Origin of the sequence: Vitiosangium sp. GDMCC 1.1324 (genome assembly GCF_003044305.1) — a bacterium.
Taxonomy (GTDB): Bacteria; Myxococcota; Myxococcia; order Myxococcales; family Myxococcaceae; genus Archangium.
The window spans coordinates 77,952-100,970 of record NZ_PZOX01000034.1 but is presented as its reverse complement, the minus strand read 5'-3'; the positions used below and the strand labels follow the sequence as shown (position 1 = coordinate 100,970).

The window sequence follows — 23,019 nt, the reverse complement described above, 5'->3', positions numbered from 1 at the left end:
CCATGGGAGCGCCCGTCACACCTGCCTTTTCGCTGCGAATCGCCTCGCAGGCGCCGGAGGCATGGGTTGTCAGCGGCTTCTTGGGACGGGAGGGGCTGAGCCGCCTTTACGAGTTCCAAGTGGACTTCCACCCGTTGGAAGACGCGCCGCTGGAGTCCGAGGGGTTGCTGGACACCGAGGTGTTGCTGACGGTGCGGCTGCCCGGAGACAAGACACGGCAGGTCCACGGGCGGGTGCGCGCGCTGGAGGCGCTGGGCCAGCAGGGCGGGCGTTGGCGCTACCGGGTCTGGGTGGTGCCCAGGGCGTGGTGGCTCACGCAGGTGAAGCGCAGCCGCATCTTCCAGGGCAAGACGGTGCCGCAGATAGTGAAAGCGGTGCTGGAGGAGGGGGGCGTGGAGGTGAAGCTGTCACTGAGCGACAGCTATCAGGCGCGTGAGTACTGCACGCAGTACCGGGAGACTGACTTCGCCTTCGTGAGCCGGTTGATGGAGTGGGAGGGCCTCTTCTATTTCTTCGAGCACACGGAGGACGGGCACGTGCTGGTGGTGGGTGACAAGCCCAATGTGCACGAGGCGCTGCCGGGTGGGGCGAAGCTGCCACTCCGGGAGAACGCGGGCCTGACCGAGGATCAGGAGTACCTCTCCTCGCTGCGGCGGGTGCACCGGTTGAGGCCAGGCAAGGTGCATCTGAAGGACTACGACTTCGAGAAGCCCTCGCTGGACGTGTCAGGCAAGACGCAGGACTCGAGCAACGGACAGGACTCGCTGGAGGTGTACGACTACCCGGGCGAGTACGTGGCGCAGGCGGTGGGCAAGGGCGCGGCGAAGGTGCGGCTGGAGGAGGCGGTGCAGGCGGCGCGCACGCTGGAGGGAGAGGGCGTGTGCCCGAGGCTGACGCCGGGCTATCGCTTCGAGGTGGAGGACGAAGGCACGCATGCCGGGGAGTACGTGGTGGTGGAGGTGGTGCACCGGGGCCAGCAGCCGGAAACGCCGGGCATCCGCGAGGCATTGGGCAACCTGTACCGCAACAGCTTCAAGTGCATGCCGTCCAGCGTGCCCTTCCGGCCGAGACGGACGACACCCGTGCCGCGCCTCGCCGGTCTGCAGACGGCGACGGTGGTGGGGCCGGGGGGCGAGGAAATCCACACGGACGAGCACGGGCGCATCAAGGTGCAGTTCCACTGGGATAGGGAGGGCCAGCGGGACGACAAGGCCTCGTGTTGGGTTCGCGTGAGCCAGACATGGGGCGGCCCGGCCTGGGGCGCGCTGTACGTGCCACGAATCGGGCAGGAGGTGGTGGTGCGCTTCCTGGAGGGCAACCCGGACAGGCCGCTGATCGCGGGCACCGTGTACAACGGAAGCAACCCGACGCCCTATGCGCTGCCGGACGACAAGACGAAGTCCACTCTCAAGAGCGCCTCCAGTCCGGGCAGCGAGGGCTTCAACGAGTCGCGCATCGAGGATGCCGCGGGCGGAGAGGAGCTCTTCGTCCACGGGCAGAAGGACGAGGACCTCGTCACCGAGAACGACAAGGACCAGGAGGTGCGAGGATACGAGGCACTGCTGGTGAAGAAGGACCGCTCCCGGACGGTGGAGGGCAACCAGCGGCTCGAGGTCGCGCTCGATGACGTCAGCCTGGTGGAGGGCAACCAGTCGCTCCAGGTGCGCGGAAATCGCACGACGAACACGAAGGGCAGCCACTCGGAGTCCGTGGCTGAGAACCAGTCCCTCACGGTGGCCAGGACCTTCACCAGCACCATTGCCATGGCTGCTTCGGAATCCGTGGGCGCGGCCAAGGCGCTCACCATTGGCGCCGGCTATTCCATCAACGTGGCCCTGGCCCTCAGCGAGGCTGTGGGTGGAATCAAGTCGGTTGAAGTCGGGGCGATCCATACCGAGGTGGTGGCTGGCAGCCGCCAGGAGATCATCTCCAAGGACAAGCAATCCAAAGTCGGCGGCGACTGGCGGTCCCAGGTGAAGGGACAGGTGGCCATGAGCCATGGCAAGAACTTCGACTCCTCCGTTGGAGCGAAGTCCCGCATGGACGTGAAGGACACTGTCGCATGTTTTGCCAAGACCTTCGAATTGAGGGCCGACAAGTTCAAGCTCATCGTCAATGACACGCTGATCCTGTCCGCCGAAAAGTCAGGCAACGTCCAGTTCTTCGCGAAATCGTTCACCATTGATGGGACTGACATCAAGGTCAAGGGAAGCAAGGTGAAGCTGGAAGCCTCGGGCTCGCCGCCGTCCGCTCAGGAGCGGGCTCTCAAGGCCGCAGCCGCGGACGGAAAACCGTTCTGCAAGAAGTGCGCGGAGAAGAAATGAGCCTCCCCTTGAAAGATGGACCTGCCATGAGGCGAGAGCTTCTGGAGCTCCTGCGCGCACAGCGGGCCCCGCTCTTCGCGGTGCTCGATGCCGCGAGGTCCGGGCGGGTGTTGAAGCTTCTCCAGGGGACTCAGGACAAGTACCAGTCGCTCTATGAGGGGCCTGAAGCCGAAAAGCTCTCCAGAGTCGCTCCCTACCTGCTCGCGGTATCCAAGGACTCCATGACCCTCGAGCGACTGGTGAACGATGGGTGGGGCCAGAGCTGGGGCGTCTATCTCTCCTGCCGGCTGCCCTTCACGGATGTGCGCCGGCACCTGCGGCGATTCCTGCTCGTGGAGTCGGAGGAGACGAGGGAGCAACTCTATTTCAGATTCTACGACCCCAGGGTGCTTCGGGCCTTCCTACCGGGCTGTTCGCCACAGCAATGGCGTGAGTTCTTTGGTGAAACCGAATGCTTCTGGATGGAGTCGAAAGAGGGCGGCATCTCCACTTTCCCCCGGTCGATGATGCCAGCGTGAAGAAAATAGAAAGGCAGGTTCGAGGTGCTGCGTATCTCCAAGAAGCAATTTGATGATTTCTTGTTGCATGACGAGAGTGCCTTCATTGACTTCGTCGCCCATCACATCCGGGAGGAGAGCCCGGAGCTGGTGGAGGGCTTCCCGGACGAGTCGCTTCGGAGTCTGGTCGCCAGTGGGCTTGTCCGTGCTCGCGGGCATGATTTGCGCAGGCCCGAGGATCTGACGGCCTTCGTCTCCATCATGTTCGAGATTGCGCCCAACTTCGATGAGCATCCGGCCATCCGCAAGGTGCTGCGCGATCCGAGCATCCCCGTGGATGAGCGGATGTCGGCGCTCTTCAAGAAGGTTCCCCCCAAGGCCTGGGAGGAGGCTGATCTCAATTACGATTCAGGCGCCTGGTACCCCGAGCTCAAGAACTCGAGTCCGTGACGCAGGGGAGATGGAGCTCATATGGGTGCATCCCTACAATCCAGTGGTGCGACCTCCACGGCCCTCCAGGCCGAGCAGTCCAAGCTGGCTGAGCTCAACACAGTATTGAAGTCGGATCTCGCCCAGGCAGCGGTGGACGTGGCTGGCATCGTGGATCCAACCCCCATCTCCGATGTGATCGGCGCGGGCATGAGCGTGGCCCGGGGTGATTGGGTTGGCGCGGGTCTCTCGCTGATCTCCGTCGTCCCCTATGTGGGAGATGCGTTGGGCAAGACGGCCAAGGGAGCTCGCCTCGCCGGGAGGATCGCGGACCTGAAGAAAGGAATCGAGTCATCCGCGGCCTCCATCAGGAAAATCTACGCTGACCGGAGGGCCGCAGCCGCCATCGAACGGGCAAAACGGAAGAAGGAGGCGGCCGAGGCCGCAGTCAAGAAGAAGAAGTGCCAGACCTGCCCGGACGAGGATGCGGCAGCTGGAAAGTACGGGACCCGTCTTCCTCGGGATGGGAAATGGAGTGGCGAGCCGGGCAACTCTGACTGGCTCCCAGATCCGAACACAGAAAGGGGCAAGGCTATTCTAGAAGCGACCGGAGGAAAACCTATTGCCTTCAAGGAAGGTTATCCTGATTTCTCGCCCTATGCCGTCAAGACTGTCGAAATCGACATGGTCGGGAAGAATTCTGCGGATTTCAGAAGTGCAAACGCCGCCGCGGGATTCCCAGGCTCAGAGTCACCCAAGGGTTATACTTGGCACCACAAGGAGGATGGTGTCACTATGGAGTTGGTGCCATTCGACATCAACAAGAATGTTCCCCATGAGGGTGGTTCCTCGGTTGTTAGAAGTCCTGGATACTGACGCGCACATAGCAGCAAGGACCATTATGAGTTTGGAGTTTGTTGATTCCGAGCCGCCCGTGACGAAGGAGCGGATTGCGGACTTCGAGCGGATTATCGGCGTCGAGCTGCCGGAGCAATACAAGAGATTCTTTTTAGAGCACAATGGCGGATCGCCAAGACCTCCTGAGTTTCTCTTCCAACGTGAAGGTGAGGATCCGCAGGAGGGCATCGTCGCCTGGTTTCTTGCCATTCACGATGGCCCGCACGAAAACATCTTGAGGTTCTTCAAGATGTTTCAGGGACGCATTCCGGCTGACACCGTGTCGATCGCGAGGGATCCCGGTGGAGACTTGATTCTCCTCGGAATACGAGGGCCGCTGCGCGGCAAGGTGTTCTTTTGGACGAGTGAGCTCGAGACGGATGACGGCACGCCGACGGAGCCGGAGATGCTCTACCACGTGGCCGACAGCTTCGACGAATTCCTCAAGTCCCTGGGCAAGGTGTGAGCAGGGCCTATCTGGACAGGGTCTCTCCCACCTACATCGAGAACTGGGCGGAGGCCCTGTATGGGCTCACCATTCCGCAGATCATCCTCCCACTCGAGGGTGAACAGGCCCGAGCTCTCGAGGCTCGGCTCTGGAACCGGGAAGGGCGGCTGAGCTCGGATGCAATGCCACCGCTCGAGCCGCTCTTGTGGCGGTTGGACGAGGCTCTTCGCTGCTTCCCGGGAGGGGCTTTCGTCCGCCTCGGCTCGCGCAGTGGCAAGGATTCCGCCTACGCGCGGAAGAATGGCCTGAGGGTCGAGACCGCGGAGGCTGCGGTGCGGTTGCTGATCGAGGGGTCGGAACGCGTGGCGTTCGACCTCCGGCTCGCGCTGCGCCATGGGTACATGCCGCATCTCGTCGTCCGTCCATGGCTCGACATCCCTGCCTGGGCGGAGTTCCGCTGCTTCATGAAGCAGCGGAGGTTGATGGGTATTTCGCAATACGACTGCAAGCAGTCAGGCCCCCGTCCTGAGATCGCGCGGAACGCGGATGCGATCCACTCGGCCATCCGTTCGTTCTTTCCACGGTTCTCCGCTGCGTCTCATCTCGAGGATGCCGTATTTGATGTCTTCGTTGACGGTCTCGAAAGAGGAGGGGGACTGGCCGTGCGCCTGATCGAGTTGAACCCCTTTCTTGCCCAGACGGATCCCTGCCTGTTCGACTGGATGCGTCCCGATGGCTTCGACGGCTCGTTCCGGTTCCTGTAGGACTCGGGAGGGCGGCATGCCCGCTGCGCTGATGCTGGCGCGCAGCGGGCGGTAGGCCGCTCCGGGCCTCAGGCCCCGTGGATGCGCTGGGCGGCCAGGGCCTCGGGCCTCCGGCTCAACACGTCGGGGCTGGGGCTCGAGGTGAGCACCTTCAGCGCGATGCTCGGAGAGAACATGGCCGCGGGTGACTCGAGCATGTGCATCATCCGCACGAACAGCCGCAGGGCCTTGTCGTCGTAGCCCGCGAGCTGCTGGAACTTGTCGCCGTACCAGTTCATCAGGCCGAAGGCAGGCGGACGCTTGCCCTCCACCTCGGGGAAGCGCAGGTCTCCGCTCGTCGCGAGCAGCCAGGGTACCTCGAGCAGCTGGCCCACCCGCTGGCGGTAGCGCTGGGCCAGTCCACCCAGGCCCTGGCGCAGGCACTCGCCCAGCGTCTCGGCCTGGAGCCCGCCCGTGGTCATGCCCTGGCCGTAGATGGGGTTGAACGAGCAGAACGCATCACCGGCCAGCACCAGCCCCTCGGGGAAGCGCGGCATGCGCTCGTAGTGGCGGCGCTGGTTGTGTGAGAAGCGGTAGAGGGTGACCGGCCCGAGCGGTTCGGCGTTCCGCAGCGCCTCGTGGATGTGGGGCTGGCTCAGCCCCCGGGCGAACTCGAGGAAGCTGGCTTCGTCCGCGCTCGGGTAGTCGCCCAGCCAGCCGCCAATGGACACCAGCCACTGGTTGTCCTCGATGGGGACGACGGTGCCGAACCGCTTCGTCCTGGGGAGATCCGGCGCGATCGTCAGGGCCCTCCACCCCGGCTCGAAGCCCGCGGGCCGCCGGTAGAGGCGGCTGGCATACCCCACGTCGACGTGGATGCGCGTCTCCTCCACGCGGGGGTAGCCCAGCGCCTCCAGCCACTGGGGCGTGCGTGAGCCCCGGCCGCTGGTGTCCACCACGAGCTCGCCCTCGAGCGTCTCCTCCTGCCCGCCGCCGGGGGCGCGGAGCTGGATGCCGGTGATGCGCGAATGGTCCGCGCTCGCCTTGTAGCCGGTGACCTCACGGCCATCGAGCACGCGCACGTTCGGCCGCGCCATCAGGCACTTGCGGACCGTGGCCTCCAGCAGGGAACGGCTCTGGGCGTACATGTTGATCCCACTGGAGCTCCGCGAGCGCCACAGGCCGGCCATGTACCAGGCATGGTCCCCGGACATGTCCAGGAACTGCGACCCGGCGGCCTTCAGCTCCTCGCGGAAGCCGGGGAAGGTGCCCTCGAGGATGTTCATGCCGCGCGTGAGGAGGGCATGGACATGCTGGGCCTGGGGGACGCCCTTGCGTGAGCGCGCGCCCTGCTCGAACGTGTCGCGCTCCACCAGGGTGACGCGCTCGAAGTGGCGGGACAGGACGCCCGCGGTGATCAACCCGGCCATGCTGCCGCCGTAGACGATGGCATCCCTGCCGGTGGGCGAGGGGGGGAGGGAGTTCGGTGTGCTCATGAGACCTCGGCTCGAAAGGAAAAGTGGAGAGTAGGCGACGTACTGCGAGTCGTCGAATCATGCGACTCGCGGTGTACCCGACGCCGGTGTTTCCAATGGCAGACAATCAACGGACCGGGCCTGTCCGCTCGGTTGTTCGGCCGGGCGAAATGACGGGCGCGGGTTGTTGGCGGAAGGGGCCGTTACCACCTTGCGGCGCACGTGGGAGCCCGGAGGCCCCGCGCCGTCAGGAGCCGGACACACCCCATGGAAGCCAGACAGCTCGCCCCCGCGCCGGACGTCGTCGAGGTGACGGATCGCAACGCCTTCATGGCGCTCGAGCCGGAGTGGAACGCGCTCGTGGAATCCACGGCCGATGTGCCGTTCTATCGCCATGAGTTCTTCCGGGTGTGGATGGACAACTTCGCCCCGGAGTCGCGGCCGCGGACGTTGACGCTACGAGACGGGGAGGGGCGCCTCACCGCGGTCCTGCCGCTGATGGCCGGGCGGGTGCCGATGTACGGGGTGCCGGTGCGGCAGCTGTGCGCGGCGGCCAACCCGCACTCGTGCCGTTTCGACCTGGTGGCGCGCGAGCCCCAAGCCGCCTCGGCGGCATTCCTGGAGCACCTGCGTGCGGACAGGAGCTGGGATGTGCTGCTGCTCCGGGACGTCCCGGAAGGCGGTGCCGGCTGGACGCTGTATGAGGCCGCGAAGGCGGCGGGACTGTCGGTGGGGACGTGGGAGTCGCTGCAGTCGCCCTACATCCCGCTGCCGGGCTCCTGGGAGGCGTACCAGCAGACGCTGCAGTCCAAGTTCAAGGCGAACTGCCGCCGGCGGCGCCGCAAGCTGGAGGAGAAGGGCCGCGTCACGGTGGAGCGCGTGGAGGGCGGGCTCGAGCTGGAGGCGAAGCTGGAGGAGGGCTTCGCGCTGGAGGCGAGCGGGTGGAAGGGCCGGAAGGGCACGGCCATGGCGCAGGACGCGCGCACGCGGGGCTTCTATTCGGAGCTGGCGCGCACGGCGGCATACGCGGGCCGGCTGGCGCTGTACTACCTGCGGCTGGACGGGCGCGCGGTGGGCTTCCAGTACGCGCTGGAGTACGGCGGGCGCTACTTCCTGCTCAAGCCCGGCTACGACGAGTCTCTGGGGGACTGCAGCCCGGGCCAGCTCCTCATGGAGGACGTGCTGCGCGACTGCATGTCGCGGGGCCTGCGCGAGTTCGACTTCCTCGGGCCGGACATGGTGTGGAAGCGCGACTGGACGGACAAGGTGCGCCGCCACACCTGGCTCTACGTCTTCAACGACACGTCATGGGGCCGCGCGCTGTGCGCGGCGAAGTTCCGCTGGGCCCCCATGGCCAGGGAGGTGGTGGCGCGATGGAAGCGGTGAAGAGTGCTCGGCTGTACGTTCCCGCCCTGCCCACGCTGTGGCCGGGCATGCTGTTCGGCCGGCGCGAGCCGAGCGGCTTCATGCCCTTCAGCGCGCCCAACGTGCGTTGGTTCTACTTCGCCCGCAACGCCGTGTGGCTGACGGTGAAGATGCTGGGGCTGGACAGGGGCGAGGTGCTGATGCCGGCCTACCACCACGGCGTGGAGGTGGAGGCGGTGGCGGATGCCGGGGCCACGCCGCGCTTCTACCGGGTGGGCAGCCGCTGGGACGTGGACGTGGAGGACGTGGAGCGGCGCATCGGGCCGAAGACGAAGGCGCTCTACCTCATCCACTACGCGGGCTTCCCCAGCCCCACCGAGGAGCTGCGCCGCCTGGCGGACAAGCGCGGCCTGCCGCTCATCGAGGACTGCGCGCTGTCGCTGCTGAGCGCGGACGGCTCGGTGCCGCTGGGGACGACGGGGGACATTGGCATCTTCTGCCTCTACAAGACGCTGCCGCTGCCGCACGGCGGGGCGCTCACCGTCAACGGCCCTCGCTCGTACAGCCTGCCCGAGCCACCCCGTCCTCCGTTCGCGTCCACGCTGAGCCATACGGTGTCCTCGCTGCTGCAGAACCTGGAGTTGCGCGGGGGCGCCTTCGGACGCGGGGTGCGCGGCCTCATCCGGAGCCTCGGCAAGGGGGCGGTGAAGGCGGCGGACATCGAGCGGGTGGCCACGGGCACGCAGCACTTCGATCGGCGGCACGTGGACCTGGGGATGAGCCCGTTCGCCAAGCGGATTGCCCAGGCGCAGGACCTGGAGGCGGTCGTCGAGCGGCGGCGGCGCAACTACTTCTTCCTGCTGGGGCGGCTGAGGGACGTGTCCACGCCGCTGTTCAACCAGCTTCCCGCGGGGGTGTGCCCGCTCTTCTACCCGCTGGTGGTGGAGGACAAGGCGGAGGTGCTGGCGAGGCTGCACGCGAAGGGCATCGAGGCCATCGACTTCTGGCGTCACTTCCACCCCGCGTGCGACGCGTCGGCCTTCCCCGAGGTGGCGCAGCTGCGGCGGAGCATCGTGGAGATTCCCTGCCACCAGGACCTGACGCCGGAGGTGATGGCGGAGGTGGCCACGGTGGTGAGGGGCGCGCTGACGCAGGACCGCCGCAGCCGCAAGCACGCGGGCTGAGCGGGGTGAGGGACTTTCGAGACACGAGGTCGACACCGTGATCCACGAAACGGAACTGTCACCCACTCCGAGCCCCGCGCGGTGGCTGGAGGTGGGCACTGTGCGGGAGCTGTCCCAGCTGGCGGGACTGAGGAGCGCCTGGGACGCACTGCTCGACGGGAGCAACGCGGGCCCGTTCAACACCTGGGAGTGGCTGTACCCGTGGTGCAGACGCATTGGCGGGGACCGGAAGCCCTTCGTGCTGCAGGCGAAGGATCGGAGCGGGGCACTGGTGGGGCTGATGCCGCTGGGCTTCGAGCTCCACTGGGTGCTCGGCAGGCCCATCCGGCGGCTGGCCTTCCTGGGCGAGACGCACGTGGGCAGCGACTACCTGGACGTGGTCGCCCGGCGGGGCCTCGAGGAGGAGGTGGCACGCACCTTCGCCAGGGCCCTGTGGGAGCTGAGGGACCAGTGGGACGTGCTGGACCTGAAGGACCTGCGCGAGGACTCGGTGACGGTGCGGGTGCTGCGGGAGACCTTCGAGAAGCACCGGGCGGACCTGTGGATGACGACGCGGTACGTGTGCCCGTACGAGCCGCTCCCGAAGGGCGAGTCCTTCGACGACTTCCTGAGGCGCACGAGCCGGCGAGACAACTACCTGCGCCGCAAGCGGTGGCTGGAGAAGCAGGAGGGCTACCGCATCGAGAAGACGGAGGCGCCGGGAGCGTTGCCGGGGCCGCTGACGGACTTCTTCCGGCTGCACGCGATGCGCTGGGAGTTGGACGGGGGCTCGCAGGGCATCCGCGGCCGGGGCGTCGAGTCCTTCCACCGCGATGCCACGCAACTGCTCGCGGAGCGGGGACGGTTGCGCCTCTACACGATGAAGGTGGGAGGCCAGGCGGTGGCCTCGGTGTACGGCATCCTCCACCGGGACTCGTTCATCTATTTCCAGTCTGGCTATGACCCGGCCTGGCGCAACCGCAGCGTGGGGCTGGTGCTGGTGGGGGAGACATTCCGCGACGCCATCGAGGCCGGGCTCACCGAGTACGACTTCCTGCGAGGCACCGAGTCCTACAAGTCCGACTGGACCACGCAGCAGCGGCGCACCGTGGCGATACGGGTGCTCGCGCCGGGCGGGGGAGGGGAGTGGCTCGTGCGCCGCGAGGAGTCGCTGCGGCAGGTGCGCGAGGCCGCCAAACGCGTGCTGCCGCGAGACCTGGTCGAGCGCGTCCGCCGGTTCCGGCGCCGGCTCTCCGCGGTTCGCGGTTGATGAACTGCCTTTTCAGCCCTCGTGCCGCTGTGCGTCGAGGGCCGTGAGCTGGCCATCCCAGGGCACTCGGGGGTGGAGCGTTCCACCCGGGTGTCCGGGATGCTCGGGGGGGCGGGGGCGATCGTCCGGCTGCCGGGCAGGCCGCCGACGGATTGGCTGACCGGGACGGGGAGTTGCGTCTACGATGGGCCACGTCGTCCCGTTTCGCCCCCCCAGGCATCGGGACCGCAAAGGACTCACGATGAACGTACTGGTAGTGGATTACCGCGACCCCGAGGCCCCCGCCCGATTCACCGAATCGCTGCGCACCACCGGCTTCGGCGTCCTGAAGAATCACCCGATTCCCCAGTCGCTGGTGGAGTCGATCTACAGCGAGTGGCTGGCCTTCTTCGATACCGAGGCCAAGCACCGCTACGCCTTCAGCCGCGAGACGCAGGATGGTTTCTTCTCCACGGCGATCTCCGAGACGGCCAAGGGCCACAAGCTCAAGGACATCAAGGAGTACTTCCACATCTACCCGCTCGGGCGCTACCCGGCGGAGGTGAGCGACACCGCGCGCCGCTACTACGCCATCGCCAATGACGTCGCCCGCGAGCTGCTCTCCTGGGTGGACGCCAACACGCCGGCCCAGGTGAAGGCGCGCTTCTCCATGCCGCTGTCCAACATGATCGCCGACAGCACGAAGACGCTGTTGCGCGTGCTGCGCTATCCGCCCCTCACGGGCGACGAGCCGGCGGGCGCCATCCGCGCGGCGGCCCACGAGGACATCAACCTGCTGACGGTGCTGCCCGCGGCCAATGAGCCGGGGCTCCAGGTGAAGGACAGCGTGGGCAACTGGCACGACGTGCCGTGCGACTTCGGCACGCTGGTCATCAACACCGGCGACATGCTGCAGGAGGCCTCCGGCGGCTACTACCCGTCGACGACCCACCGGGTGGTCAACCCGACGGGCGAAGGGCGCTTCAAGTCGCGCGTGTCGCTCCCCCTGTTCCTGCACCCGCGCGACGAGGTGGTGCTGTCCGAGCGCCACACGGCGCTCTCCTACCTGGACGAGCGTCTGCGCGAGCTGGGCGTGAAGAACTAGGCGGGAGCCTCCCCTCGGCTCAGAAGGGCGCTGGCCGTTCGAAGGTGACGAGCCGGCCCGTCTCCGGGTGCAGGAACGAGAGGGACTCCGCGTGCAGCATCAGGCGGACGTCCTCGTGTCCGTAGAGGCGGTCTCCGACGATGGGCGCGCCGAGGCCGAGGGGATGCGCCGCATGGACGCGCAGTTGGTGCGTCCTCCCGGTGTGGGGGAAGAGGGCCACGCGGGTGCGCCCTCCGCTCCGCTCGAGCACCTGCCACCCGGTGACGGCGGGCTTCCCATGCACCGGGTCGTGGATCTGCCGGGGCCGGTCGTGGAGATCGACGCGCATCGGGAAGTCGATGGTTCCCCGCTCGCCCTGGACGTGGCCCTCGACCCAGGCCACGTAGCGCTTCTGCACCTCGCGGTGGGCGAACTGCCGCTGCAGGGCGGCGTGCGTCCGCGAGTCGAGTGCCGCGACGAGCAGCCCCGACGTGTCCAGGTCGAGCCGGTGCACGAGGAGCGGACCCGTCGCGTGCGGGTAGCGGGCGCGCAGCCGGGCGAGCACCGAGTCCGTCACCGAGGCGTCCTTCCCGGGCACCGAGAGCAGGCCCTGGGGCTTCTCGACGACGACGACCCAGGTGTCCTCGAAGACGATGGCCAGGTCCCCGGCCACGGTGGCCGGTGGCGAGAAGGCTCTCGGGGAGGTGACCTGAAGACCCTCGAGCATGAAGGGGAGGAGGGGTCCGCACTTGTCCTTGCAGGCGGCGTAGAACACGCCGGCGGCGCGTCCTCCCGAGGAGGGGGGAGCACCCCACCAGAACTCGGCGAGCGCCAGGGGATGCAACCCGTGCGTGAAGGCATGGGCGAGGAGCTTGGGCCCCGCGCAGTCGGCGGCGCCCGAGGGAGGTTCACCCGAGGAGAACAGGGTCCGCAGGAGCCGGCGCTCGGCCCGCGCGTTCGGGACCCGGTAGGAGTCGTGAATCCGCTTCATGAGCGCGCGGGAGACGATCCTCCGCAGGCGCTCGAGTGCCCGGAGACGCCGCTCGAGCCGTGCCAGCCTTGGCACGAGCGCCCGCAGCTCCTCCTCCTGGGCCGCCTCCAACCGGCGCAGCTCCGCCTTGTCGCCCCGGCTCTCCTGGTCGAGCGCGTGAATCGCCTCTCTCTTCCCGGTTTCCGTGAGCGCGTCCGACGCCGAGAGCTCGGCCCGCCGGGAGTGGCGCCGCCGCTTCCTCTCTTCATGCCGGGCGCGCAGCGCCGCGCGTTCTCCTGTGTGGCGGGCCTCCATGGCCTCGTGGGTGGTCCAGAGCGTGACGAGCTCCGGCGAGGTTCGGAGCTCCTCGGCGCGGGCGAGCAGTGCCTTTACCGTCGCTTCTCCCTCGGGCTCCACCTGGGCGCGTGTCTCGTGGTCGAAGATCGGCGGGACGAAGCCGGGGAGCTCCCATCGTCCCCCGAGCATGCCGGAGAAGGCTCGGAGGAACCCGATGCGCCCACCGGGCTCCTGGACGGCGAGCACGCCGAACATCTTGCCGCCCTCCGGACCGTTGAGCATCGCGGCCGGAACCCCCGGGGCGATGAATCCGGCCCGGAGCTCTGCCTGCACCGCCTCCGCGGCCCGGCGTGCCAGCGCGTGGGGACCGAGCTCGTCGAAGGGGCTCGGAAAGGCCCCGGTGACGTCACGCGGGTCCGGCTGTGGCTCGAAGGGGGTGATCCACGTGTCCACGGCTCTCCGGTAGCACGAAAACGCGGGCTTGTGCGCTACGGTCCGGCGGCTGGCGAACGGCCGCGAGGGCTCGTGCTTCCTCCTCGTGTATGCGGCCATCCCGTCACGCGGAAGCCACAATGCTTCCTGCGTGGAGCGGCCGGGGAACAAACATTCCAGGGAGGGCCATGGCACGCGCAGTGAGACAGGAGGTCGCCCCATGGACACCGAGGCCCTGCCCGCCACGTTGGCGGACGTGCTGGAGGCCAGGTGGGCGGAGATCATCTTCCGCTGGTCCCAGCGGTTGAGCGAGGGGCTTGCCGCAGATCACCTGGCGAAGAATGAGTTGGAGCACCACGTCGACGTCTTCCTCCGCGAGGCCGTGGAACTGCTGCGCCATCAGGCGGAGCTCCGCGCCAGCGAGGCGCACGGCGAGAGCGACGCGGGCCGGGCGTTCGGACGGGTGTGCTTCCACATCGGCTCTGACGTGCAGGCGCTGTTGCACGAGTACCGCATCCTGCGCGAGGCCATCCTCGACGTGGTACAGGAGTCGGGCGTGCCTGTCTCCCTTCCCGAGCTCCGCGCACTGACCTCCTTCATCGCGGACAGCACCGCCGAGGCGGTGGTCGAGTTCATCCACCGGCGTGACGAGGCGCATCGGCTCAACGAGGAGCGGCTCCAGGCGCTGCTGGACAATGCGCCTGTCGCCATCTTCGCCAAGGACGCCGAGGGCCGGTACATCATCAGCAACCGCTACCTCCAGGAACTGATGGGCCATACCCGTGACGAGGTGCTGGGACAGGACGACCGTGTCCTGATCTCCCCGCGGCAGGCCGACGTCCTTCGGGCCGACGACATCAAGGCGTTGGCGGGCCGCTCCTTCAGGTTCGAGCAGACGGTCGAGCTCCCCTCGGGTTCGCGCACGTTCCTGACGATGAAGTTCCCCCTTCCGGGCTCCGAGAACCTGGCCCCGGCCAGCGGCGGCATCTCCACGGACATCACGGACCAGAAGCGGTCCGAGGCGGTGCTGCGCGAAACCAGCGAGCGCCTCCAGGCCATCCTGGGAACCGTGGCGGATGGCATCCTGACCACCGACGCATGCGGCACCCTCCTGAGCGTCAATCCAGCCGTGGTCCACCTCTTCGGCTACACCTCCGAGGAGTTGCTCGGCCGCAACCTCGGTCTTCTCATTCCCGAGGCCCAGGGGAGCGAGGCGCAGGACTCCACTCCCGGCGGCCCTTGCCTCGGCGTGCTCGCGGGGGGCGGCACCAAACGCGAGGTGCTGGGCCGGCGCAAGGACACGAGTGTCTTCCCCATGGAGCTCCAGGTCAGCGAGAGCACCCTGCTCCAGGGCCGCTTCTTCACCGGGACCCTCCGGGACATCACCGAGCGCAAACGCGCCGAGGAGATACAGGCGCTCTTCGTCGAGGCGGGCACGCTGCTGTCCCAGTCGTTGGATCTCCCCACCACCCTCAAGATCATCGTCGCACTGGGGGCGCGGCGCGTGGCGGACGCTTGCTCGGTGGACCTGTTGAGCGAGGACGGGCAGGTGCAGCGCTTGTCGGCGGCGGCTCGAGATCCGTCGCGGCAGTCCATCGTCGACCGGGGAATGGCGTTCCCGCCCCGGTTGGGAACCGACAGCCCCCTGGCTCGCGCCCTGGAGCGAGGAGAGGCCCTGGTGGTGCCGGAGGTCACCCCCGCCTGGATGGACTCCGTTGCCCAGAGCGAGGCGCACCGGGTGTTCCTGGAGGACCTCCGCGCGAAATCCGTCATCTGCGTGCCCCTGGTGGCTCGGGGCCGCAAGCTCGGTCTGCTCAACTTCGTCTGGAACCACTCCCGGGCCGCGACCATGGCGGTGGATTTGGAGGTGGCCCGGGGAATGGCCGATCGCGCGGCCGTGGCCATCGACAACGCGCGCCTGTACCAGCAGGCGCAGGAGGCCATCCGGGTGCGCGAGGACGTGGTCGCCATGGTCAGCCATGATCTGCGCAACCCTCTCAACGCCATCACCCTGGCGGCCACCGCCCTGCTGAAACGCGAGGATGTGAGCTCACGGACCACGAAGGCCGTCAGCCGCATCTTCGCGGCGGCGGACCGGGCCAGCCGGATGATTCGCGAGCTGCTCGATTTCACCCAGGCCCGTGTGGGAGGCATTCCCATCCATCCCAGGCCCCTGGACCTCCACGAGCATGTGCGGCGAGTGGTGGAGGAGGTGCAACTGGCCTGGCCCGAGCGGCGCATCGAGTTCCAGGCCAGCGGTGATGGCTGGGGTCAATGGGATGAGGGCCGGCTGGCCCAGGTCGTCACCAACCTGGTGGGCAACGCCCTCCAGCATGGACAGGCGGACCTGCCCGTGCGCGTCTCCATCCGTGGCGGGCCGTCTGACGTTGTGCTGGAGGTCCACAACGACGGGCCTCCCATTCCTCCGGAGTTGTTGCCAAACCTCTTCGAGCCCTACCGGCGTGGGACGGAACCCAGCGAGAGACGGGGCAGCCTCGGGCTGGGTCTCTACATTTCTCGGCAGATCATCCTCGGGCATGGCGGCACCGTCGAGGTGCACTCCACCGTGGAGGATGGCACCACCTTCACCGTGCGCCTGCCGAGACGCTCCCACACGAAACCTGATCGAGCTCCGCCAGGCCAGTCATTGCCGTTGCAAGAAGAGTGATCGCGCGCCTACTTTAGCCCGCCCGTAGCAGCTCGTGGAGGATTTCACGGCTCCGGGTCCACAGGAGCGAGCCGCCTTCATCCGGCAGGACGTGCAAGGTGGCGTTCGGGAAGCGCGAGCGCAGGGTCGCCCCGAAGTCCGGGGAATGGACGGGGCTCGTGTCGAGCTTTCCGTACCAGAGGCTCACGGGCACGGTGATGGACTCGGGCTGCGTCGGCCATCGGCTCATGGCCAGGGTGAGGTCACGGACATAGCCGCCGGGTCCCTGCGCGAATCCTTCAGCGAGGGATTGCCGGTATGCGGCGGCGAACGCGGGCTCGTTGTAGAGGGCCCGATCCGTTGGCGCGCTCATGCCGATGATGAGCGCCCACAGCCCCTCCGCGTCCACGCGTGAGGCGAACGATGCTTCGAAGCCCGGCCGATCCGCCTCGATCGCCGCGACCATGCCGGCGACCTCCGGAGGAAGCAGTTGCTTCGTCGGTGGGTATGCGAGCTCATCCTGACCGGAAACGATGGCAACGGCCGAGACGACGTTCGCACCGGCAAGGGCGACGGCGAAGGGAGCACCCTGGGAGAATCCGACGACGGGGGGAGGTGCGATGCCCTCGGAGCGCAGTACGGCTTGGACATCCCGGGCGTAGCTCTCGAAGCTCTTGCCCGGGTCCGGTGCCGACCCGCCGAGCCCCGGGCGATCGATGCAGAGCAGCCGCACGCCCAGCTCACGGAGGGCGCCCGCACCGAAGCCGAAGGAGCTGGTCATGCCCGCGCCGGTGCAGAAGAGGACCGGAGTCCCGTGAGCGGTCCCCCACTCGGACCAGCCCACGCGCCTCCCATCCTCGAGGCCGATGTGTCGGGTGCGATCCGGAGCAACGAGCTGAAGCGTCATGCGCCCAGAGTAGGGAAGGGGGCGGGAGCGTCAAGCCAGAGGTTGCCCCCTCCGTCCTCACCAACTGGATGCCGTGGGGGCCCAGCCAATCCCCAGGGCCAGCAGGATGGCATTCGCGCCGAAGCCCCGCTCCGCATTGAAGAAGCGCTCATAGGCCACATCCCCGAAGACATGGAGACGCCCCGTCCGGATCCCCAACCCCAGGCCCGCACGGCCTCCCACGCTCCCCTGAGGGAAGAAGGCGGTGGCGCCCAGCAGACCGTAGGGCCGCAGCAGCATCCCGCCCGATGTCTGGAGTCCCGGTGTGTGGAGCCGGCCCTCGGCACGCACACCCGCGCCAGCCTTCTGTCCCAGCACCGTGAGGGCCGCACCGTATCCAAATCCTTCCGGGGTCGCGCCAGGCGCATGGACGACCTCCGCCGTCAGAGCGGGAACGAAGCCCGACCCCATCACGTCCCGCTCTCCGCGCAGGCCCACCATCCGCAGCGCCCACCCTCCCGGGGCCTCGGGAGTGGGCGCAGGAGCTTCCACCACCGCGGCGGGGGGCGCACTTGGGGGCGGTGGCGGGGCCGTGGCCGCAGGTGCCGGCGTCTTCGGCTGCGTCCGTTGTTGCCGCAGCCGCTCGAATCGATCCTTCAACGTCTGGGAGGCACCCTCGATCGGCAGCGACACGGTGGCATCCTGGTCCAGCGCGCGCACGAAGGCCGCATCCGACTGCTCCATGTGGCCCAGGCCGTAGTGGAGCATTCCCTCCATCAAATCCATCCAGAGCACATCCTCGGGGCCGTTGCTGCCCCGGGCTCGGACCTTCTGGAGCAGGGCCAGGGCCTTCTCGTACTCCAGGTCTCCATACAAACGCTCCACCCGGCGCAGGGAGGGATTCGTCGGCTTCGGGCACGTGGGGCAGGAGGGCGTCTCCGCCACCGCTCGGACGGGCACGGCGAGCACGAGCGCCGTCATGATGACCACCAGCCCCCGGCGGGCTCCGCGAGCACGCCGCAACAGGAACACGGAGGCCAGCGCGGCCCAGGCCCAGGGGCCCGGGGTGCCGGGTGCGCTGCCGCAGCCCCAGCCCGAGTAGTAGCTGTCCGGATGGGCCTGGAAGCTCACCGCCGGTGAGCTCGGGCTCACGTTGCCGGCCCCGTCGGTGGCCGTGGCGGTGAGGGCATGCGGCTGCGAGTCTGGCTCCAGCTCGGAGGTGATGCTCCAGGTGCCATCGGCGGCCACGGCGGTGCCCGCGAGGGTTCCATCGAAGTACACGGACACCTGGCTGCCCGCCTCCGCGGTACCGGTGATGGTGGGGAGGCCCTTCACCTGCGCGCCCGCGACGGGCGACGTCACCACGGGAGGCGGAGGCGGCTGCGTGTCCACCGTCCAGGTGGAGCTCACGGGCGTGGCGTCCACGTTGCCGCTCGTGTCGACGGCGCGGGCCGCGAACGTGTGCGCGCCATCGGTGAGCGGGGGCAGGGTGGTCGGGCTGGCACAGGGCGCGAAGGCGGCGGCGTCCAGGCTGCACTCGAAGCCCATCAGGTCCGTGTCTGGCGAGGCCAGGGAAAAGGTGGCGCTGCGCGCGTTCGTCAGGCTCGCGGGCGTGGCCGTGAACCCGGTGTCAGGCACCGTGGCGTCCGCGATGCGCACTTTCCGGCCTGAAGACAGACCATTGACCAGGACGGAAAGGACATACGCGCCCGGAGCAATCCGTGGCACGTCGAGCGTGGCGGAGGTCTCCGAGAACTGGCTCGCGGTGAGCGGCACCTGGGTGCCCTGCTCGTTCGAGGTGAGCACGAACACGGGGACCGCGCTGGACGAGGAATTGAAGCTGCCGTTGCTGGCTTCCGAGAGTCCCCGCAGGAGCTCGCCCGAGAGGGTGACGCTCGTTCCGGGGGGCAGCAGGTCCGGCGAAGTGAGCTCGGGGCGCCACGGCTCGAGCGTCCCCCGGTCGTCGAACAACTCCGCGCTCGCGGTGGTACCGCCCGTGAGGAGCACCCGGCCCTGGGGAAGCAGTGTGGCCGTATGGTTCACATACGCGGCGCTCGCCTCCGGCGTTGCCACCCAGGTTCCCGTCGCGGGCTCATACAGATCCGCGGTCAGGGGCTGGGTCGTCTTGGAGCCGCCCGCGACGAGCACCCTGCCCGAGGGAAGCAGCGTCGCCGTATGGCCCCGCCGCCCGGTCGACATGTTGTTGCTCGTGGCGCTCCAGGAGCCGGTCACCGGATCGTACAGCTCGGCGCGCGTGAGGAAGCTGGTCCCGTCCGAGCCGCCCGCGACGAGCACTCGCCCCGACGGCAGCAGCGTCGCCGTGGGGCCCTGCCGGGCAAAGGCCATGGAGCCGGTGGTGCTCCAGGAGCCGGTGGTCGGGTCATACAGCTCGGCGCTGGTGAGTGTCGTGCTGCCGGCCACCCCGCCCACGACGAGCACCTTGCCCGAGGGCAGCAACACGGCCGCGTGACGGCTGCGCGCGGCGGTCATCGCCCCGGTGGCGCTCCAGGAGCCGGTGGCCGGGTCATACAGCTCGGCGCTGGCGGTGACGGCCTCCTCGTTGGAGCCGCCCGCGACGAGCACCTTGCCCGAGGGCAGCAGCGTTGCCGTGTGGAGCCCACGGCGCAGGGCCAGGGGCGCCAGGGGAGCCCAGAGGGCCGCGCCCGGATCGTAGAGCTCGGCGGTGGCGAGGACGCGGGTGCCGTCGAAGCCGCCGACGACGAGCACCCTGCCGGAGGGCAGCAGGGTGAGGGTGTGATTGGTGCGCGCGGACGCCATGGGCGCCGTGGCGTCCCAGGTGCCTCGCTCCGGGTCATACAGCTCGGCGGTGGAACTCACGCCACTCTCCCGGGAGCCACCCGCCACCAGTACCTTCCCCGAGGGCAGCAGCGTGGCCACCTGCGACTGGCGCGCGGCGGCCATGGCCCCGGTGGGCACCCAGAGCGGCGGGCCCGGATCGTAGAGCTCGGTGGACGCCATGGCGGTGCTCCCGTTGGAGCCGCCCACCACGAGGACCCTGCCCGAGGTCAGCAGGGTGGCTGTATGGAACATGCGAGCGGCCGCCAGGGACGGCGCGGCGGCCCAGGTGCCCGAGGCCGGGTCATACAGCTCGGCGGCGGCGAGGATGCTCCCCGGGTTGCTCTGTCCTCCGGTCACGAGGAGTTTTCCGGAGGGCAGGACGGTGGCGGAGGGATAGCTCCGCGCGGTGGCCATCGCTCCGGTCGACGCCCAGGAGTTGGTGGCCGGGTCGTAGAACTCGGCGGTGGCCAGGGTCGTCGCGCCGTAGATGCCACCGGCGACGAGCACCTTTCCGGAGGGCAGCAGGGTGGCGGAGGGATAGTTGCGCAGCGCCTTCATGGAGCCGCCCGGGGTCCAGTCACCCGTGGAGGGATCGTACAGCTCGGCGGTGGTGCTGCCCGCGCCGCCGCTGACGAGCACCTTCCCCGAGGGAAGCAGGGTGGCCGTGTGCCCGGAGCGGGCGCTCGCCAGGACGCGGGTGGAGGTCCACGAATTGGTGGCCGGGTCGTACAGCTCCGCGGTGGCGAGGGCCTCCGTGCCACTGGAGCCGCCGACCACCAGCACCCGGCCATCCTTCAACAAGGTGGTCGTGTGTCCGGAGCGGGGCGTGGACATGGGCGTGGCGGCGCGCCAGGTGCCTGTGGCCGGGTCGTACAATTCCGCTGTGGCGATAGGCTTTGTTCCATCGTCCCCACCCGTGACGAGCACCATTCCGGAAGCCAACAGCGTGGCGCAGTGAACAAAGTGAGCGCCGCCCATGGGGCCGGTGGCCGTCCAGACGCCGGTGGCGGGGTCATACAGCTCGGCGGTCTTGACGGCCTGCCCCCCGTCGGAGCCGCCGGCCACGAGGAGCTTCCCATTCAGGAGCAGGGTGGTGGAGTGCGAGTGGCGCGGCGTGCCCAGGGGCCGGGCGGCGTCCCAGGTGGGGGCAATGGCCGTGGCGCCCAGGGCGCTCGTGCGGCCTGAGATGCCGGTGTCGGACACTGTGGACTCAACAACGTCAGGACGGGTGGCGGAGTCGTCCCTGCTGCTAACAGGTGCAGTACAGGCAAGCAGGAGACATAGCCATGTCCAGGAGAAGCGGACAGGAGCGGGGGTGTGCATGGTGTGCTAAGGGGGGCACCTCCTTCAGAACCCATATCAGGCAAAGGTCCCATGGAGCACATGGAAATGGGGAGATACCTGCTGGTCCGGAAGCTGGCCACCGGCGGCATGGCCGAGGTCTTCCTGGCCAAGACGGCCGGCCCCATGGGCTTCGAGAAGCTGCTGGTCGTCAAGCGGATCCTCCCCCACCTGGCGGAGGATTCTCAGTTCGTGGAGATGTTCCTCTCCGAGGCGAAGTTGGTGGCACGGCTGGATCACCCCAACATCGTCCAGATCTTCGATTTCGGCATGGAGGCGGACGCGTACTTCATCGCGATGGAGTACGTGGAGGGCCCCAACCTGCGCTCGCTCTTCAAGAGAGCGCTGCAGCAGGGGCGCCCAATCCCTCTCGAACTGGTCGTCCGCATCGTGTGCCTGGCCTGTGAAGGACTGGCCTATGCGCACGAGTTGGTGGACCCGCGCACGGGAGAGCCCCTGGGGGTGGTCCACCGGGACATCAGCACGGACAACCTGCTGGTCTCCCGAGCGGGGAACGTGAAGGTGATGGACTTTGGTATTGCAAAGGCAGCCAACGGGGGTCCTCACACGCGCTCGGGCGTGCTCAAGGGGAAGCTGAGCTACATGGCTCCGGAGTACCTGAAGGGCCAGCCGGCGAGTGCGCGCTCGGACCTGTACGCACTGGGAGTGGTGCTCTACGAACTGGTCGCCGGCCGCAAACCCTTCGAAGGGGAGAGCGACGTGCAGGTGATGCGGGCCGTGCTCGACGAGCCCCTGGTGGGAGTGCGGGAGCTGCGTCCGGAGACACCCGAGACCCTGGCCCGCATCATCGACAAGGCGCTCGCCCGCGATCCGGCGGAGCGCTATGCGAGCTGTCGTGAGTTGCAGTCCGCGCTCGATGAAGTGCTCTTCCAGTGGGGCCAGCGGGTGGGGATGCGGGAGATCGGGCAGCTGGTGAGGGAGCTCTTCCCCACGTTGCCGTCCGATGAGCTGGCGCTGGCGCAGTCGACACCTTCGGTCCGCTCGGCCTCGGCCCGCATTTCCACGCCCGTGCGCACGCCTGCACCTGCACCTGCACCATCGCAGGTGCCCCCTGCCGCCGTGATGGAGGCCGCGAGGCCATCCACTGCGGGAACGGGTTTCTCGCAAACCATCGAGCTGGCGCCTGCACCTCCACAACGCCGCGCGCCTCGGCTCTGGCTGGCTGGACTCTCCCTGGTGCTGCTGGCAGCGGGCGTCGGCGTAGGGTGGTCCGTGCACACCAGGTCGGCTCCTTCCTCAGCGCTCCCGGCCCCCGCCACTCCCGCGCCCACTCCTTCGCCGGGGCCCGCGCCTTCTGCACCCACCACTGCCGCAGCCCCTTCTCCCGAGTCTGGCGCGGCCGCAGCCCCTTCCCCCGAGCCCTCTGCGGCCGCTGCTTCTCCCGAGACCAGCGCGGCTGCAGCCCCTTCTCCCGAGTCTGGCGCGGTCGCTGCTTCTCCCGAGCCCACCCCTGCTGCTGCTTCCCCCGAGCCTGGCGCGGCCGCTCCTTCCGCTCCCGAACCGGAGGCCGGCTCCGAGGCCCTCATGCGGGCCACGCTCCGGGTGGAGTCCACTCCTCCCGCGCAGGTGCGGCTCAATGACAAAACCATGGGCCGCACGCCGCTGGCGCTGTCCGTCGAGCCGGGGACGGTGCGCATCGAGGTGTCCGGCACGAACGGGAAGGCCCGGTTTGAAAGGACGGCGCGGCTCCAGCTCAAGGCGGGGGAGAAGCGCGTGCTCTCGTTCACGCCCAAGCTGGTGAGCGTGACGCTGCGCGGCCGGCCGGACGACATGACGGTCCTCTCGGTGGACGGGCAGCTCCTCAACGGCGAAACCCAGGTCATGCTCTACGAGGGGCGGCACCAGCTCTCGCTGAGGCACGGACCCACGGGGCGCAACTACAGCTCCGACTGTGAGGTTCGTTCCGGGGAGAAGCTCTGCAAGTTCTTCGTTCGCACGGATCCGTAGTCAGC

16 protein-coding genes are annotated in these 23,019 nt (G+C 68.3%); 12 read left to right on the top strand and 4 right to left on the bottom strand.

Translation table 11 applies throughout. The annotated features are described in order from the left end of the window. Positions 1-2: 2 nt before the first annotated feature. The 6 genes from DAT35_RS53740 (at position 3) to DAT35_RS53715 (ending at position 5,359) form a co-directional block, all read left to right on the top strand. Positions 3-2,324 (top strand): type VI secretion system Vgr family protein, encoded by a 2,322-nt coding sequence (locus tag DAT35_RS53740; RefSeq protein WP_108077263.1) that lies wholly within the window; start codon positions 3-5, stop codon positions 2,322-2,324. A gap of 26 nt (positions 2,325-2,350) precedes the next feature. After that, a complete protein-coding gene (locus DAT35_RS53735) occupies positions 2,351-2,842 on the top strand; it encodes a DUF4123 domain-containing protein (RefSeq protein ID WP_158502295.1) in 492 nt (163 codons plus the stop codon). A gap of 24 nt (positions 2,843-2,866) precedes the next feature. Next, entirely contained in the window at positions 2,867-3,271 is a 405-nt protein-coding gene (locus DAT35_RS53730) for a hypothetical protein (RefSeq protein ID WP_108077261.1), read from the top strand. A gap of 21 nt (positions 3,272-3,292) precedes the next feature. After that, complete coding sequence (locus DAT35_RS53725; protein WP_108077260.1) at positions 3,293-4,126, top strand: HNH endonuclease; 834 nt, start codon at positions 3,293-3,295, stop codon at positions 4,124-4,126. Between the two features lie 58 nt (positions 4,127-4,184). Continuing rightward, positions 4,185-4,613, top strand: coding sequence for an SMI1/KNR4 family protein (locus DAT35_RS53720; protein ID WP_158502293.1), 429 nt, complete (start codon positions 4,185-4,187; stop codon positions 4,611-4,613). Between the two features lie 164 nt (positions 4,614-4,777). Continuing rightward, positions 4,778-5,359 (top strand): hypothetical protein, encoded by a 582-nt coding sequence (locus tag DAT35_RS53715; RefSeq protein ID WP_146210255.1) that lies wholly within the window; start codon positions 4,778-4,780, stop codon positions 5,357-5,359. Positions 5,360-5,427: 68 nt separating this feature from the next. On the opposite strand, the gene DAT35_RS53710 is transcribed toward DAT35_RS53715, so the two are convergent. Then, on the bottom strand, positions 5,428-6,834 hold the full coding sequence (locus tag DAT35_RS53710) for an NAD(P)/FAD-dependent oxidoreductase (protein ID WP_108077257.1): 1,407 nt from the start codon (positions 6,832-6,834) through the stop codon (positions 5,428-5,430). 246 nt (positions 6,835-7,080) lie between these two features. Between DAT35_RS53710 and DAT35_RS53705 the strand changes: the two genes are divergently transcribed. The 4 genes from DAT35_RS53705 to DAT35_RS53690 all read left to right on the top strand — a co-directional run bounded on the left by DAT35_RS53705 (position 7,081) and on the right by DAT35_RS53690 (position 11,695). After that, a complete protein-coding gene (locus DAT35_RS53705; RefSeq protein WP_108077256.1) occupies positions 7,081-8,199 on the top strand; it encodes a GNAT family N-acetyltransferase in 1,119 nt (372 codons plus the stop codon). Beyond that, entirely contained in the window at positions 8,187-9,362 is a 1,176-nt protein-coding gene (locus DAT35_RS53700) for a DegT/DnrJ/EryC1/StrS family aminotransferase (RefSeq protein ID WP_108077255.1), read from the top strand. The genes DAT35_RS53705 and DAT35_RS53700 overlap by 13 nt, the downstream gene beginning before the upstream one ends. Positions 9,363-9,399: 37 nt before the next feature. Next, the gene (locus tag DAT35_RS53695) at positions 9,400-10,611 is read left to right on the top strand and encodes a GNAT family N-acetyltransferase (RefSeq protein WP_108077254.1); all 1,212 of its coding nucleotides are present in this window, start codon (positions 9,400-9,402) and stop codon (positions 10,609-10,611) included. A 241-nt stretch (positions 10,612-10,852) separates the two neighbouring features. Further along, the gene (locus DAT35_RS53690; protein ID WP_108077253.1) at positions 10,853-11,695 is read left to right on the top strand and encodes a 2OG-Fe(II) oxygenase family protein; all 843 of its coding nucleotides are present in this window, start codon (positions 10,853-10,855) and stop codon (positions 11,693-11,695) included. Between the two features lie 19 nt (positions 11,696-11,714). Here DAT35_RS53690 and DAT35_RS53685 read toward each other — a convergent pair whose 3' ends face one another. Further along, entirely contained in the window at positions 11,715-13,394 is a 1,680-nt protein-coding gene (locus DAT35_RS53685) for an RluA family pseudouridine synthase (RefSeq protein WP_108077252.1), read from the bottom strand. 199 nt (positions 13,395-13,593) lie between these two features. Between DAT35_RS53685 and DAT35_RS53680 the strand changes: the two genes are divergently transcribed. Further along, complete coding sequence (locus DAT35_RS53680) at positions 13,594-16,041, top strand: PAS domain S-box protein (protein WP_108077251.1); 2,448 nt, start codon at positions 13,594-13,596, stop codon at positions 16,039-16,041. Between the two features lie 13 nt (positions 16,042-16,054). Here DAT35_RS53680 and DAT35_RS53675 read toward each other — a convergent pair whose 3' ends face one another. Together DAT35_RS53675 and DAT35_RS53670 are read right to left on the bottom strand one after the other, a co-directional pair. After that, positions 16,055-16,864 (bottom strand): alpha/beta fold hydrolase, encoded by an 810-nt coding sequence (locus DAT35_RS53675; protein WP_233262244.1) that lies wholly within the window; start codon positions 16,862-16,864, stop codon positions 16,055-16,057. A 120-nt stretch (positions 16,865-16,984) separates the two neighbouring features. Next, positions 16,985-20,908 carry a kelch repeat-containing protein gene (locus DAT35_RS53670; RefSeq protein WP_158502291.1) on the bottom strand — a complete coding sequence of 1,308 codons (3,924 nt, stop codon included), beginning with the start codon at positions 20,906-20,908 and terminating at the stop codon, positions 16,985-16,987. A 180-nt stretch (positions 20,909-21,088) separates the two neighbouring features. Between DAT35_RS53670 and DAT35_RS53665 the strand changes: the two genes are divergently transcribed. After that, a complete protein-coding gene (locus DAT35_RS53665; protein WP_108077249.1) occupies positions 21,089-23,014 on the top strand; it encodes a serine/threonine-protein kinase in 1,926 nt (641 codons plus the stop codon). Positions 23,015-23,019 lie beyond the last annotated feature (5 nt).